This is a genomic window from Burkholderia singularis (genome assembly GCF_001718875.1).
GTDB lineage: Bacteria > Pseudomonadota > Gammaproteobacteria > Burkholderiales > Burkholderiaceae > Burkholderia > Burkholderia singularis.
The window spans coordinates 1,715,530-1,730,442 of record NZ_CP013449.1 but is presented as its reverse complement, the minus strand read 5'-3'; the positions used below and the strand labels follow the sequence as shown (position 1 = coordinate 1,730,442).

10 protein-coding genes are annotated in these 14,913 nt (G+C 56.2%); 4 read left to right on the top strand and 6 right to left on the bottom strand.

Features of this window, described 5'->3' with window-relative positions; translation table 11 throughout:
• From AQ611_RS22975 to AQ611_RS22960, 4 genes are all read left to right on the top strand, one after another.
• Complete coding sequence (locus AQ611_RS22975) at positions 1-2,778, top strand: methyltransferase domain-containing protein (protein ID WP_069236185.1); 2,778 nt, start codon at positions 1-3, stop codon at positions 2,776-2,778.
• A gap of 10 nt (positions 2,779-2,788) precedes the next feature.
• Positions 2,789-4,054: a glycosyl transferase gene (locus tag AQ611_RS22970; RefSeq protein ID WP_197517141.1), complete on the top strand. Its 1,266-nt coding sequence runs from the start codon at positions 2,789-2,791 to the stop codon at positions 4,052-4,054.
• 73 nt (positions 4,055-4,127) lie between these two features.
• Positions 4,128-5,327: a phytanoyl-CoA dioxygenase family protein gene (locus AQ611_RS22965; protein WP_180978191.1), complete on the top strand. Its 1,200-nt coding sequence runs from the start codon at positions 4,128-4,130 to the stop codon at positions 5,325-5,327.
• Positions 5,314-7,041, top strand: a complete 1,728-nt coding sequence (locus tag AQ611_RS22960) for a glycosyltransferase (protein ID WP_197517140.1) — start codon at positions 5,314-5,316, stop codon at positions 7,039-7,041. The genes AQ611_RS22965 and AQ611_RS22960 overlap by 14 nt, the downstream gene beginning before the upstream one ends.
• A 980-nt stretch (positions 7,042-8,021) precedes the next feature.
• On the opposite strand, the gene istB is transcribed toward AQ611_RS22960, so the two are convergent.
• The 6 genes from istB to AQ611_RS22930 form a co-directional block, all read right to left on the bottom strand.
• Positions 8,022-8,828, bottom strand: a complete 807-nt coding sequence (gene istB / locus AQ611_RS22955) for an IS21-like element ISRme20 family helper ATPase IstB (protein WP_059515728.1) — start codon at positions 8,826-8,828, stop codon at positions 8,022-8,024.
• Positions 8,828-9,859, bottom strand: a complete 1,032-nt coding sequence (gene istA / locus AQ611_RS22950) for an IS21-like element ISRme20 family transposase (protein ID WP_069233719.1) — start codon at positions 9,857-9,859, stop codon at positions 8,828-8,830. Before istA ends, istB begins: the two co-directional genes overlap by 1 nt.
• A 36-nt stretch (positions 9,860-9,895) precedes the next feature.
• Positions 9,896-10,834 carry a pyridoxal phosphate-dependent aminotransferase gene (locus tag AQ611_RS22945; RefSeq protein WP_083237519.1) on the bottom strand — a complete coding sequence of 313 codons (939 nt, stop codon included), beginning with the start codon at positions 10,832-10,834 and terminating at the stop codon, positions 9,896-9,898.
• A gap of 110 nt (positions 10,835-10,944) precedes the next feature.
• Positions 10,945-11,961, bottom strand: coding sequence for a 3-oxoacyl-ACP synthase III family protein (locus AQ611_RS22940; protein WP_069236180.1), 1,017 nt, complete (start codon positions 11,959-11,961; stop codon positions 10,945-10,947).
• A complete protein-coding gene (locus AQ611_RS22935) occupies positions 11,958-12,623 on the bottom strand; it encodes a hypothetical protein (protein ID WP_069236179.1) in 666 nt (221 codons plus the stop codon). Before AQ611_RS22935 ends, AQ611_RS22940 begins: the two co-directional genes overlap by 4 nt.
• Positions 12,623-14,269, bottom strand: a complete 1,647-nt coding sequence (locus tag AQ611_RS22930; protein WP_197517139.1) for a thiamine pyrophosphate-binding protein — start codon at positions 14,267-14,269, stop codon at positions 12,623-12,625. Before AQ611_RS22930 ends, AQ611_RS22935 begins: the two co-directional genes overlap by 1 nt.
• Between the last annotated feature and the right edge of the window lie 644 nt (positions 14,270-14,913).

The window sequence follows — 14,913 nt, the reverse complement described above, 5'->3', positions numbered from 1 at the left end:
ATGGATATTGCGCGCCGGCTGTTGACGGCATTCGGCGTGGCGCGATTCGTCGTGTGCGGCGAAATGCCGGTCGCGAGCCGAAATATGCTGTATGACGCAGGCTGCGAAGTGCGGGAGCAGCTCGATGACGATCCGGCTTGTCTCGTCTGTGTCGGTCTGGCCGAGGGCGAGCTGTGGCGTCTGCTGGAGCAAGTCAAGCGCAGGCGGATCGCGGGCGTCTACATCGAGCGTCAGGCGGATGACGAAATCGGTACGCGAGACGAACTGGAGAAGCGATGTTTTTCGCTCGATTACCGAAAGCATCCGTACTACCACCGGGTGTTCGGCTATGCGGATCTCGAGCGGGCCGATGCGTTGCTCGCGACACTTCTCGAGCCGATCGACGCGCAAGCCGCAGTGCTGTATCCGCTGCCCCGGCTTCTTGAAGAGCGCGATCTCCACATGGACATGCTGCGCGAGGCCGGCCGCCGTTCCGATGCGCACGTGATTCGCTATGAATGGGCGTCGCAGTTCATACGCCCGAACGATGCGGTGCTCGATGCCGCATGCGGCCTCGGCTACGGCACCCATGTCATGCGGCACTTGTCGCTCGGAGCGACGTTCGTTGGAATCGATGGCAGCGACTGGGCGATTGATTATGCGAACCGGTGTTTCGGCGGCGGAAATGTGCGCTATGTGGCTGGCTATTTGCCAGACGCTTTGAGCGGTTATGGCGATGCGTCGTTCGATGTGGTCGTCTCGTTTGAGACATTGGAGCATGTCGCTGAACCGCGGCGCTTGCTGAGCGAATTTGCGCGAATCCTGCGGCCGGGCGGACGGGTCGTGACGAGCGTGCCGAACGACTGGAGCGACGAGACTGGCGCGGACCCCAATCCGCATCATTTTCATGTGTATACGTGGGAGAGGCTGCGTAACGAGATTGCCGAGCACTTCATCGTTGAATCGGCGACACGCCAGATCGCGAGCGGCTGCAAGCGGCTTGATGTGGCATGCGAATGGGTGCCGAGGCCGCGGTTGCTCGAGTCCGTCCCGCTCGAATCGGCTGGCCTTGTGGAGGCGGAGTGGTGGCTGGCCGTCGGGATGAAAGCGCCGCAACTCGGCCACGGCGTCGTGTATCGGGAGACCGTGCATGAGACGTTCAACGGCCGAACGCATCTCGTGGATTTCGCCGAGCATTACGAGAATCCATGGCTGGTTCACGGCATGGTCGAAATTCCTTATCGCCTGCAGCACCGAGACGGGCTGATGGACATCGCCGACGACGTCCTGTCCCGTCATGACAGAAAGACACCTGATTACGGCGCGGCGCTCGCGGTCAAGGGCTATGGTTTGCTCGAGCGACTGCCGGCCGGCACCCGGCCACCCGCGCTGGTGCAGTGGGATGCCGGCGTGTGTGCTTATCTCGAGATCGGCTCGTCCAATCCGCATGTCAGGCGTTGGCATGTGTCGTTGACTTTTCTGCGTGCGCGCTTGGACATGCGCAGCGGTGATCGCCTTCGCGCAAAAGCGGGTTTCGAGCAGATTGCAAGCGCAGATGTCGCGGACATCACGCCGACGCTGGGAACGAAGGTGGTGGAAGCGGCGTTGCGTTTGGGCTTGTTGTGCTGGCATGACGGCGAAACCGAGCGCGCGCGCGCCGCGTGGCTGAGCGGGCTGACTGCTGCTGGCCGGCTCTTTCAATGCGATTGGATGGAGTTTTACGGCAATACGCGGCGGCCGATGGGTTTTGCGATGAATGATGCAGTCGAGATTGTCGACCGGGCTTCTGCGTGTGCGCAGGCATTGTCCATTTCGAATGGCGCATCGGTTTCGGTTGGCACGCGGTTGTATGGTGTGTTGAGGCAGTCGCTGCGATCAGCGGTAGGACAACTCGAAGTCGATTTACGCGCCGCTCTCGAAGTCAAAGGCCATCTGGAGCAGTTGACGCTCGAGCGCCTCGAGCGGATTCATACGTTGGAGGCGCAACTCCGGGATACCGACAAAGCCTTCCGCTTTGCCGAACGGCTGTCGCTCGAACGTTTGTCGGAAATTCAAGCGCTGGACCAGCGAGCGACGGCATTTGATTTGGCGCTTGAAGAGGCTAAGTGCCTGTCGCAGGAGCGTCTTGCCCAGACTATGGCGCTGGATGCACAACTGGCCGAGACCAACAAAGCATTGGACGAAGTCAAGAAGCTGTCTATTGAGCGACTCGACAAACTCATGCTCCTCGAAAAGCAGCTAAAGGAAACCGCTGCGACACGCGAAACACGTCTTGAGCAGACCGATGCCGTGCTCAATGAAATGAAAGCGCTTGCGGACGAGCGGCTCGAGCGGATTCATACGCTGGAGGCACAACTTCGGGATACCGACAAAGCTTTTCGCTTTGCCGAACGGTTGTCGCTTGAACGCTTGTCGGAAATTCAGGTGCTGGACCAGCGAGCGACGGCATTTGATTTGGCGCTCGAAGAAACGAAGCGCTTGTCGAAGGAGCGGCTTGCTCAACTGATGGCACTGGATGCGCAACTGGCCGAGACCAATAAAGCATTGGACGAAGTCAAGGAGCTGTCTATTGAGCGACTCGACAAACTCATGCTTCTCGAAGAGCAGCTAAAGGAAACCGCTGCGGCACACGAAACACGTCTTGAGCAAGCCGATGCCGCGCTCGATGAAATGAAAGCCCTTGCGGATGAGCGGCTTGAGCGGATTCGTGCGTTGGAGTTGCAGCTGGCTGCGCATGCCGCCGAGCATTCAACCGACGCGGAGATCAAAACCGGTCAGGATGTGGCCAAGAAACCTTGATTGAAAAAACATGAGAACGAAGACCGTTGTATTTACCAGCGCAGCGCTTAACTATATTCCGAAAGTTCGGATGTTATTCAATTCCTTGCGCGAGCTTCATCCTGAAATCGAATTACATCTTGCGCTGTCTGACATACTGCCTAAAGATGTCGATCTGAGCGACGAGCCGTTCGACGAGGTTCACCCGATCAGTGAACTGGGCATTCCCGACTGGAAAGGATGGACGTTTTGCCATTCGATCGTGGAGCTGTCGACTGCGATCAAGCCGTTCGTGCTCGAAAAATTGCTGCTGCGCCCGGATACGGAGCGCGTGATCTACTTCGATCCGGACATGGTTTTATTTTCGAGGGTCGATGATTTGCTCGAGGCACTCGAAGAATCGAATGTTATTTTGACACCGCATCAAACGGAGCCTGAAAGCCGCTTATCGGCGGTGATCGACAATGAAATTTGCAGCCTCAAGCACGGGGTCTACAACCTCGGATTCGTCGGCGTTTCGGCGACGGACGAGGGATTGCGGTTTGCAAACTGGTGGAAGCAGCGAATTTACTATTTTTGCCGCGCCGATATTCCGAACGGCTTGTTTACAGACCAGCGCTGGATCGACCTCGTGCCGGCCTTTTTCTCGGACGTTGCCATCATTCGCTCTCCGCGACATAACGTGGCGCCTTGGAACGTCACGACCCGCGATGTGACGGGAAGCTTTGCAGAGGGGTTCCAGGTTAATGGCGAGAAACTCGGTTTCTATCACTTCACGGGTTTTGATAGCGGCGCGCATCGTGTAATGGCGTCGATCAATGCACGGCCGGCGTCGAAAATCGGCGTGTTGATCGATTGGTACGAACGCGAAACGGCTCAATTGGCATTGGATCCGCTCGCTCAATACAAATGGGCGTTCGCTGCGTATTCGAATGGCGAGAAGATCGATCCGCTCCACCGATTGATTTATCGAGAGCGTGTCGATTTGCAAAGAGCATTTGCCGATCCATTCGATGCAAGCAACGGCGGGTACTTCGGCTGGGTGACCAAGCAAGGCGTGCTCGAATATCCGAACCTGGCCGTGAGGGATCAAGCGGATCCCGGGCTCGATATGCTCAAGCGCCAATTAACGCCAGGCTTCAGGCCTTCTCATGAAGACAATCTGGATTGGAACCGCATTCGCAATCTGGCTGCTGACGTCATGACGCGTCCGTCGCAGGCGACTCGCTATGCTAAACGTGCATGGGAGATTTTGCGTCAGGAAGGCATAAAAGGAGTGACTCGTCGGTTGAGTTGAAAATTGTTTTAGCGGGACGGGGGCAATGCGAGAAAAGCGTGTTGCGACGAAAATAAAACGACTAGGGACCAAAATGAAACTACAAGCTAAATTTGCCGAAGACGGCACTGCGGGGATTTTGACGTACACCTTGCACGGTACCGGGCGGCTCAAGCCGAACGCGGAAATATCGATCCAGGTTGCCGGAAGGCAAGACATTCAGTTGAGCGCGGCGCGGGCAGCAGACTTGCCGATCGATATTCATATTCACACACACCTGTTCGAAAACGGTACGTACACGCTGCAAGCAAAGGCAAAGAGCGGATGGCTGGGCGACACGATTCGCGCACAAACCGTTTTTAAGATCGAACATCGCGATGGACTGGCGGTGAAGGTCTCGTCTCTTCTGGCCGAAGCCGGCACGCCTCCGGTATTCGCGGGAGACTGCGATTCGTCGTACTACCCCTATGACGAAACCGCGGCGACGCCTTGGTTCGATCGGCCGGATGCGGATGAACATATTGCTGCATTGCTGCGCTCGGGCGAGATTTCGGGCACTGAGGCCAGTGCGCTGCGCCAATTCGTGAAAGACGGTTTCATGATTCTCGAAGACGTGATCGACGACGCGTTGGTCGATGCCGTCAACGCGGAAATCGAAGATGCGATTGAACGTAAGTACCAAAACTATGAGTTTGGGACGAGTCAGCGAATCGAACATCTTCATCTGCATTATCCGAACATACGTAAGTTGTGGCTCGATCGGCGCCATCTTCGCCTGGCCGATCTGGTATTCAATGCTCGTGCCCGGCCTTGTCAGACACTGACTTACGTATTCGGCAGTCAGCAAGATGCGCATCAGGACACGGTGCACCTTACGCCGTTTCCCGCAGGCTATATGTGCGGCATTTGGATCGCGCTGCAGGATATCTGCGCAAATAGCGGAGAGCTTGTCGTTTATCCGGGCAGTCATCGCGAGCCGCGCATTTATTTAAATGGAACGGGGTGCAATAAGGTCCGATCGGACTGGAGCGAATTCGGTGCCAAGATCGTGCCGAAATATCAGGAAATGTCGGCGCGATATACCCCTTTCGTTTACCGCCCGAAAAAAGGCACTGTTCTGATTTGGCATGAAAACCTGTTGCATGCGGGGTCGGTTCGTCTTGATCAATCGTTGCCGCGCCGCTCGGTGGTCATTCACGCATTCGCGGATGGTGCGATCGGTTACTACGATTCAACGGGTATAGCGGCAAGTGCAGTGCCATTCACGGAAATTGCCGCCTTTGCTGGCAATTGACGCGCTTTATGCCGTCGACGGGTTAAGAAATACTGATATGAATATATCCAATGCCCCAATACTGGACCGGGAAAACGATTTGACCGAATTCAGGTGGTCGATCGATCATCTTGCCGTAAATGAAGATGGCGCGCTTCTCTTATTTGGTTGGGCCCTGCATGTCAAGCGCGAAATCAAGCGGCTGATTGTCGTTTGCCACGGCTCGGACGGGGAAGAATTGCATTTTCCCGTCACATATGGAACTGAACGGGTAGACGTTGCGAGGTCGATGCCGGAAGTCATCCATGCAAGCGCGAGCGGGTTTTATTATTTCGGACATTTGCCGCTTTCGGGGAAGACGAGCGTATCGCTCAAGGTTACGTTGGCGGACGGCAGCAGCGTCACGCTCCCATCTGACCGCGAGGTGGAAAAAAAAGCGGCCGCGTCAGGCGTTTCGAGCGCTACAACACGCACGCGTATTCAGGCGTATCGCTATCTGCTGGGGCGCGCGTGGCATTTTGCGGCATCGGGCCGCTTCACGGATCTAGGAGCGGCTGCCGCACGATACCTTCGCAATCGGCCTCCCAAGGTCGCAGGCGGACTGGACGGCATCCTGAGTCGGCTGAGTCAACAAAAAGAGACGGTGCTCGTTATCGATCATGATTTGGGGGGCGGCGCGAATCAGTTTCGCAGGAAATTGATGCGCGATTTGGTTTCGTCGAACGCGCAAGTCCTGCTTCTCACCTTTCATCTACCGTCGCTGCGTTATGCGATCGAGTTGCATGTAGACGACGAACTGGTTCGAGTCGCGGTGAATGGCGAGCGTCTGTTCACTGAACTACAGCGTTTGCCGCTCAACCGGATTCATTATAATAATTCGGTTTCCTTCACGAATCAGTTGTCGTTGCTTCATGCATTGATATTGATTCATTCGAGTCGTGCGGTGCCGATAACATTTTATTTGCACGATTATCACAGTATTTGCCCATCCCATTTTTTGCTCGATAATCACGGGAAATTTTGTAATATCCCTGATCTGCAGCGCTGTGCAAAATGCCTGCCGGCGATGAGCAGTGGCCTAGTGTCGTTGTTTGCCGAGCGGGATATCGGTCTTTGGCGGAAGGTCTGGTTTGACTTTCTGACGCAGACGGCTGAAATCGTCTGTTTTTCGAATGCGAGCCTTCAACTGCTGCTGAAGGCTTATCCGGGACTTGCCGATCATCGTCGCCTGGTGGTCCGGCCGCATGACATGTCCGATTTTCCGGTCAAGCAGATAACGTTTGACCTCGATAGGCCGCTCAATATCGGCGTGGTTGGTCGAATTAACGAACATAAGGGGGCCGCTATCGTTGCGGAAATGGCCGACGCGCTCGAGCGGAGGAACAAGGGTGAGCGTATCACCGTCTTGGGCGCGCTCGACGCGGCTCGAGTGTCGGGCGTTCTTCACGTAACGGGAGCGTATGAGCGGGACAAGCTGTCAGATCTCGTGGACAAACATCAGATCAACATGATTGCGTTCACCTCGATCTGGCCGGAGACGTTTTCGTTCGTTGTATCGGAAGTCATGAATTTGGGCTTGCCGATTGTCTGCTTCGACATGGGCGCACCTGCCGAGCGAGTCCGATCTTATTCGCTTGGCAAGGAAATTCCATTTTGTGATGGTGCCACGCTGGTCGAGACGATCGTGGCGTTCAAGGACGAACTGCGCAAGAAGCGGCAGCTACATCGGGTGTAACAGCGGTCCTGGCATGACGCAAACAGTAGCATTCAGAGTGTTGTCGGCTGGTATGCGCACTCGATTTGTTAGCAGCGTCAAATTTGCTGAATCGATGTTTCGACGGCTGGCGGCCTAATTGGGTAGTGTTTGTTCGGACTACCATGATTTAAGGCACCACGCCGGCCCGTGTGCCGGAAAGCAAGCGATCGATATGCTTCGACGGCTTGCTGCAAGCGAGTCCGATGCGTGGGTGCGTCGCGATATCGGTTTGCCGGCACGCGGGTTTATGGCCTCCCCAGGTTTTCTGCGGAGCGGATGACGATCGGCGTTCAGGGAGCCGCTCAATGCCGATGAAACTGCGTTCCGCACGGCGGCTTCGATATGCGCAGAAGAAGGTGGGCGAGTGCAAAGCATGGGCGTGCTTTTTATCGTAGGCTTGTCCGTGAGCGAAGAACATTGTCGCTGTGATCCGCGTGGTGGCAGCAAGCGGTTGCAGCAATCTACGTCGGAGAAAGTAGCTTTCGAGCTGTTAACCTGTATTGCACACTCGCTGATTTGGACTCGGAAGATCTACTTCGCGGTGGAGCGTTTCGGCAGTCACCGACGCTATTACCTTTGAAAACGCATCGATAAATGCTTGGTTTTCCTGAACAGTGCCGATCGTCACTCGAATATGATCGGGATATTCGCGGAACCCCCGCACGTGCACGTGATGTTTTCTTAGGCGTTCGACGATGTTCGAACCATCCGGCGCCTTTAGCAATAGAAAGTTTCCTTCGCTAGCTGCGACACAATACGGAGCGATGACTGGGTGAGTTTGCAGCCGCTGTCAACAGCAACTTAGAAGTGACCCACTTGGGCCGTTGTGCAGCACATTAGATTTGACCCACCTGGGTCACCAAGTTGATGCCCAGCATGTTGCGTGACCCTGGGTCAGCGCCAGTTGCTGGCCATCGGTTTCGCCTGACCCAGGTTCAAACGATGTTGCTGATCATCACTTAGGCGTGCATCTCCAGTTGCTGTTCAGCACTTTCGGATGCACGGGATCGGATCACGCCGGCTTTTCGCTTGTCCTTCAGTCGGTAGCTTTCGCCTTTGATCTGTAGAACATGGCTGTGATGTAGGAGGCGGTCGAGCAACGCGGCCGTGAGCGTCTGATCTCCGGCGAATGTCTGGTCCCATTGCCCGAACGGCAAGTTGCTCGTTACGATCACGGAACCCTTTTCATACCGCTTGGCGATTACCTGGAAGAACAGATTGGCATCGTCCCGGCCGAGCGGCAGATAGCCGACCTCATCAATGATCAACAGCCGTGGGTTCATGATGTTGCGCTTCAGGAAGTCGGCCAATCGATCCTGCCGGGAAGCGGCGGCCAAGGCAATGACGAGATCCGCCGCAGAGATGAAGCGCGTCTTGATCCCCATCTGCGTTGCGATGTAACCGAGTGCGATCGCCAGATGCGTTTTGCCAAGGCCGCTCGGCCCGAGCAACACGATGTTCTCGGCGCGCTCGACGAAGGCCATCGACGACAGCTCCAGCACCGATTTCTTGGTAACGCCGTGAGCAAACGTAAAGTCGAACTCCTCCAGCGTCTTCAGTACAGGGAAGCCGGCCGTGCGCAGCAACATGGATTTGGTCCGCGTGTGCTTCGCGTCCATCGCAGACTTCAACAGCGCCTCGAAGAAGTCGGCAAACGTGAGTTGGTTCGCCGCCGCGCGAGTTGCCAACATGCTGTACTGCTCGCCCATCGTGTCGATGCGCAGTTGTCGACAGGCTTCGAGGATACGTTCGTGCTGGATGTCCATCAACGCGCCTCCGTCAGCAGGGCTTGATAGACTGACAGCTGATGCTGCAGCGGCGTATCATCGAACCGCGACGGCGGTGGCATCGTCGGCATGGAAGCTGACGGCAGGTTCGCGCGCCACGGCTCCGGCAACTGCTGCAGCTTCGGTTGCTCGAGCAGGAGCCGCTCGAGCGGCGACTCGCCAGTCGTGCCGTGGATGCGCACATTGGCGACATCTCTCAGCCAGCGTACGACCTCGGCGTTCGCCGTGGTCGCGTCAAGCGAGAGGCGATCCTGAGCGAGCCGGCTTGCCAGCGGATTGTAGAAGCTGCGGCGCAGGTACCCGTTAAAGCGCTCCACCTTCCCCTTGGTCTTGGCTCGGTAGGGCTTGCACAGGCGCGGCACGAAGCCGTGGTGCTTCGCAAAGTCGAGGAAGGCCGGTTGATAGCGATGCAGTCCGGGACCATAGGCGTCTCGGCCAATCACCACCGTCTTGACGTTGTCGTACAGAACCTCGCGAGGAACCCCACCGAAGAAGTCGAACGCGCGCTCATGGCAGCCCAGCAGCGTCGGCAATCGTTCGTCGGTCACGAACTCGACGTAACTCGCCCGACTGTAACCAAGCGTCGCGACAAATGCCGATAGCGGCAGCTTGCCACGTCGAAACACAATCCAGTCGACCTGCATCTGCTGCCCCGGATCGGTTTCGAAACGCACCAGTGGCTCCGGCGCCTTGATCGACTTCAGCGACCGCAGATAGGCCCGCAGCCGCGTCAGGCCTCCGTCATAACCCATCGCGCGAATCTCGATCAGCAGTGCGGTCGCCGGCAGCCAGGCCGGATGCGCTGCGCGAACCCGGTCATGCAGATAGGCTTTGAACGGATCGAGCTTCTGCGTGCGCCCCGATCGCGGCGCACGATCCTGCTCAGCACAACTGCGTAAGTATTTGCGCACGGTGTTCCTCGACAGCCCCAGTTCCCGCGAGATCTCCCGGATTCCTAATCCTTGGCGGGCCAACACACGTATTTCCACGATTACCTCCCTCGTAAGCACCGGCCCTCCAAAAAGGGCCCATCCTACCCGGGTGGGTCAAATCCAATGTGCTGCCGCTGGGTCATTTTCAACGTGCTGCTGACACCGCTTGCGCTCGGCTGCATTGTGTGAGCGGCAAGCCGCAATGAAGTCGGCATCCTCGAGCGCCATTCTGGCTAGCTCGGCGGTCAACGCATTGATATTGAACGGCGGCCGCGCACGCTCCAATTGTCCAATCAGCATGGGATTCGAAATGCCATAGCCTAGGCGCAATCCCGCAAGTCCGTAGGCTTTCGATAGCGTTCGAACCACAACGAGATTCGGATATTGGTTGACAAAACCGATGCAAGACTTGAAGTCCGGGCTCGTCGCATATTCCACGTAGGCTTCATCGACAACGAGCAACGTCGACTCCGGTATGTGCTGCAACAGGCTACGCATCGTCACTTCATTCAGATAACGGCCCGTCGGATTGCACGGATTGTCGAGAAAAATGACCTGTGCATCGGCGGCGGCTTCCAATAGTGCGTCGACGTCGTGACCATAGTATTTTGATGGGACGAAACGGATTTCGGCGCCCGTCATCGAACTCGCAATCGAGTAGAACGAAAACGAGTATTCGGAGCACAACGCGGTGCGGCCTCGTGAGAGAAATGCCCGGGCCAGAAACATTAAGATTTCAGACGAACCATTGCCAATCAAGAGTTGATTTTCGTCGATGCTGTGTAGGCGGCTAAGAGCCGATCGAAGCGCAGGATAGTGATTGTCCGGATAACGAGCGATGTTGCAATGTTCGAGAAGTTGTTTCCCCAGTTTCCGCAAACGGGATTCACCGAACGGGTTTTCGTTGTTGCACAGGTATACCGCATACTGGCCTTCGGCTTCGACGTTGAGGCCAGGCTGGTAGGCCGGCATTCTGGCGATCCAGTCATTGACGGCGGGGCCGCGTGTAACGGATGCAGTGGTTGAATCGATGGAACGTGGCATTGTCGTCATGAATAACCTTTGCTGAAGGCGGTAGCGCTGCCATGAACAGCGCTACCGAGTCGACCGGATTGAACATGCGCTGGGTGGCCGGTGGCTGGAGACGGTCCGCGCTTGCACGCCTATGAGCTACGACCGCCCCATTGGATGGCAGCCGCGCCCGCGAAATCTCCGGTATGTGCAAAGCCGGCGAACATCACGACGTTTCCCGCTTGTAGCTGGCCTGAGCTGACTGCATGATCGAACGTCACGGGAATACCCGCGCCGAACAAATTTCCGCACTGATCGAAGGTGTCAGGGTGCCGTTCGGGTGGAATATTTAAAGAGGTTCGCCAATTTTTCAGGAATGTCCGATTCGGCTGGTTGGTGATCAAAGCGCCGAGATCCTTGGATGGCACACCGATTCGTTCGCAAACGACTTGCACGATTTCAGGAACTTGACGGCTGCCTCTCAGCAATACTTTCGTAACGCTTTCTTCAGTGAACCCCACTCGGCATTGGCCGGGTCCCGCCTCCCAGTATTTGCGAGGAGGATCGGTCACAAATTTCATTTCGCCAGCGTATTTTCCGTAGGTACGACATTCAATGTCCAGAATCGGCGATGCATCGGACAACTCGAGAAGACCGACTCCTGCACCATCGCCGGGGATAGCGGCCTGCGCCGTTTTGCGCACTTCGGATTGAGTGAATATCTGTGCAGCGCAATTCTGCGCGCTGGCAATCAATGCGGTGCGCGCGCCCGACGACTGCATGATCTGGCGTGCAAGCTTGATCATGTAGATGAATGACGCGCAGCCACCGTTGTGCAGATCGATAACCCACTCCGGACGCATCCCGAACCGATGCGCCACTTCGCCGCCACAACCGACAAAGGGAATGTCCGGCAATTGGGAATGCGTGATTAGGATATCTACGTTTTGAATCGTCGATCTCCCATGCCTTTCTATCATTCCTGCGCATGCCCTCTCTATCATGTCAGTGGCGGTTTCGTCCGGCGATGCATGGTGCCGGAATCGAGGTGCGCGGAACATGACGTTCTCGGCAAGTTCATCGTGCTCTGCATGCTCGAGGAAATAATCCAGAGTGACCCGGTTTTCGGGCAGATAGCTCGATACATCGATCAAACTGACGGCTTTCATCGCGACCTCTCGCTCATCCAATCTGGCGTAACGGGAAGGCGGTGCGTGCTGCGGTATTCAGCGATGGCCTTGAGATTGCGAAGCTCCAACAAATGCCCGGCACCGAACATGTGCCAGAAATCTCCGACCCAAGGTTTCCGATCGGCAGGCGCCGTTTCGGGATACGGATTGCGGTCATAGAAAGGATGATGACAATTGGTCCATAGCACAACGGAGCCGGGCTTGTTGAATACCAGCTGGGCGTCGACGACTCGCATCAGATAGATCATCCAGAGATGCTTGCCTTGATCCCACGCACAGTGGTAATCCACTGTGCGTGCATTTGAATTGGCAACCGTGCGGACATAGATCTTGGTTTGTGATCCTAATCTATCGTCGGCTACCCAGAGGCCTGGCTCGTCTGTTTCGACGAGTCCTCGCAAGCTGTAGGTCCATTCCTCGAGAGAGTATGTGTTGGCCAGATACTGGAACAATTCGTCTGGCGGACAATCGACGAAGTCCTGGACCGTGCAGTAATCACCAAAGACTTCCTCATGGGGATAGGCCGGCTGCATCATGCCCTGGATGATCGGGCTAACCGTCTCGAACGGCTTGGTTTCGATTCGTGTCAGGCCAGGCAGTGCCGTATCGATGTCGCTCAGTGCGGGCAGTGGAGTAGTCATCAATGTCTCCCGGATGAAATGAAGGGTTCGAGAAAAGGCGCAAAGGGCGGTAGCTCCGCCGAATCGCAACATACCGCCACAAATGACGGACCGTCGCCAACGACGCTTTCTGCAAGCGCGTGGCTAAGTTCTTCGACGTTGGTTGCCGTGAATGCAGGCAACCTCGGAAACATGGCGCCCATCCCGTTGCCGAGCTGCGCAGGATGGAAGCGATTGAAGCTGTATTGCGCGTCGTAGTAGATTTTTTCGCGGGTGACACACATCGCATGTGCGCTGTTGTCAAACACGATGAAGGTGATCGGCAGGTGATGTTCGATCGCGGTATGTATTTCCATGCCGTGCATGTAGAATGCACCGTCGCCGGCGACGACGATGGTGCGTCGGCCGCGCGCAAAGGCGGAACCTATGGCCGCGCCGAAACTGTAGCCCATGCCGCCCATACCGAGCGCCGCCACGAAGCGGCCATCTTTCCGCACGGGAAGATGGTGAATGCTTGCCGCACCGGTGTTGCCTGCATCGACGAAGATGTCCGCTCCGGCCGGAGTCATGCGATCGATTACCCCGACCGCATCGGCATAACGAAGGCCGCGTCCCTGGTGATCCGGAACCGGCAGCGTACAGCGGGGAAGTGGCGCGATGGCTGGATGTGCCGTCTTGGGTTGAGGCGGGAGTGCGTCGATCAACTCAGTCAACCAAGTCCGCAGGTCCGACGTCGCCCAGTGCGTCGACGGCACGAACGGCGGTTCGGAGCCGATGGACAATATCGGCATGTCCCGAAGCAGCCGCTTCAATCCGCCACGAGCGACCATCGGCAAACGGGTTCCGACGAGCAGGCACAACGCGGCGTCCGACAGCGCGGCGGCTACGCTGGGATGCCCCATGATGCCTGCCACACCGAGTAGAGACGGCGCTGCCGGGTCGACCACATCTTTTGCATCGGGGGTCACCGCTATACATGCGTTCAATGCGGTGGCAAGTTGTGCCAATTGTGCTCGGGCATCGCGCCGGGCGACTTCATCACCGGCAATAATGACGATTCGCGACGCTGCGCCAGCCAGCAGCCGGGCGCAGTTGTCAAGTTTCATCCGGCTGGCGGCTGCTTCTGTACATACGGATGAAATTTGCACTACTGATGATTTAGATGAAACGAAGCGGGCTTGCTGAACGTTCTTGGGCAGCAAAAGTACCGCTGGCCCACCTTGTCTGGCTGCGGCGATGGCAGCGTGCAACGCATCCATCGCATCGGCAGCTTCGGTGATGCATCGGCAGAATACGGAAACCGGACGAAATATTGCTTCGATGTCGAGACTGCCGTTGCGGCCACTACCGTCCTGGAAAGCTCCGGTTCCCGCCGTCTCGGAGGACGGCTGGCCAACCAGCGCCAGTACAGGAATGCGGCTCGCGTAGGCTTCGCCTAGCCCGGATATCAAGTTGAGGCAGCCGCCGCCGGAGGTTGCCGCGACTACGCCGAACCCTGCGCCGACGCGTGCATACCCGTCGGCCATGGTTACTGCGGAAAACTCGTGTTTTGCCACGATCCCGATGATATTGCGATTGCAATCGATCGCATCATAGAGATCCTCGATATTGGCGCCTCCGACTCCGAAGATATGTCGGACGCCTTCGGCCGCGATCTGGTGCAACATTGCATCGACGACCCGTTCCCCTCGATGGGAAGGCGCTTGGAGCGGCATCGGCATCACTGACCCTTCAATTCACTTGGATATGGATTACGTATTTGGCGGAATTCCGGATTCGTTCAATGAATTCTGGAAATAACAACGTGATGTATTCGTTGATGTTGTCTTGATAATTGATTATCAAGTGATAATTGAATGTTGGATATAGGTGCAAATTGATTATTTAATGAGGGATTTGAAAATGTTCTTAATCAAAGTAATCGATCGCCATTGCCGTTGTCAACATTTTTTTAAAATTTTGGGTAATTTTATTTAAATCGGCATGGTTGGGAATGCAGAGCGATTGCGGCGATTTTGAGCGATTCGCGAGTGTTTTTCCTGATTCTGTGTGTGATAATTAACTCACAATGGTTAATTTATCTGTAATTAATCGAGTGTGTGTGAGCTTTAGAGGCGACGGGGAGTTGTGAGTTTTATGGGTGGTTAAAAATTTCAGTTGTAATGATTACACAACGTGGATTCTCCGTTAGTTTGGAATAATGCTCGCAAAGAGACGGTATTTTGTAATTCGATTGTCGGCAGCGTCGAATGTGGAAATGTCGTCGTCAGATTGAGGCACTTGCCGTTACGCATGGGACGCGCGGACGAGG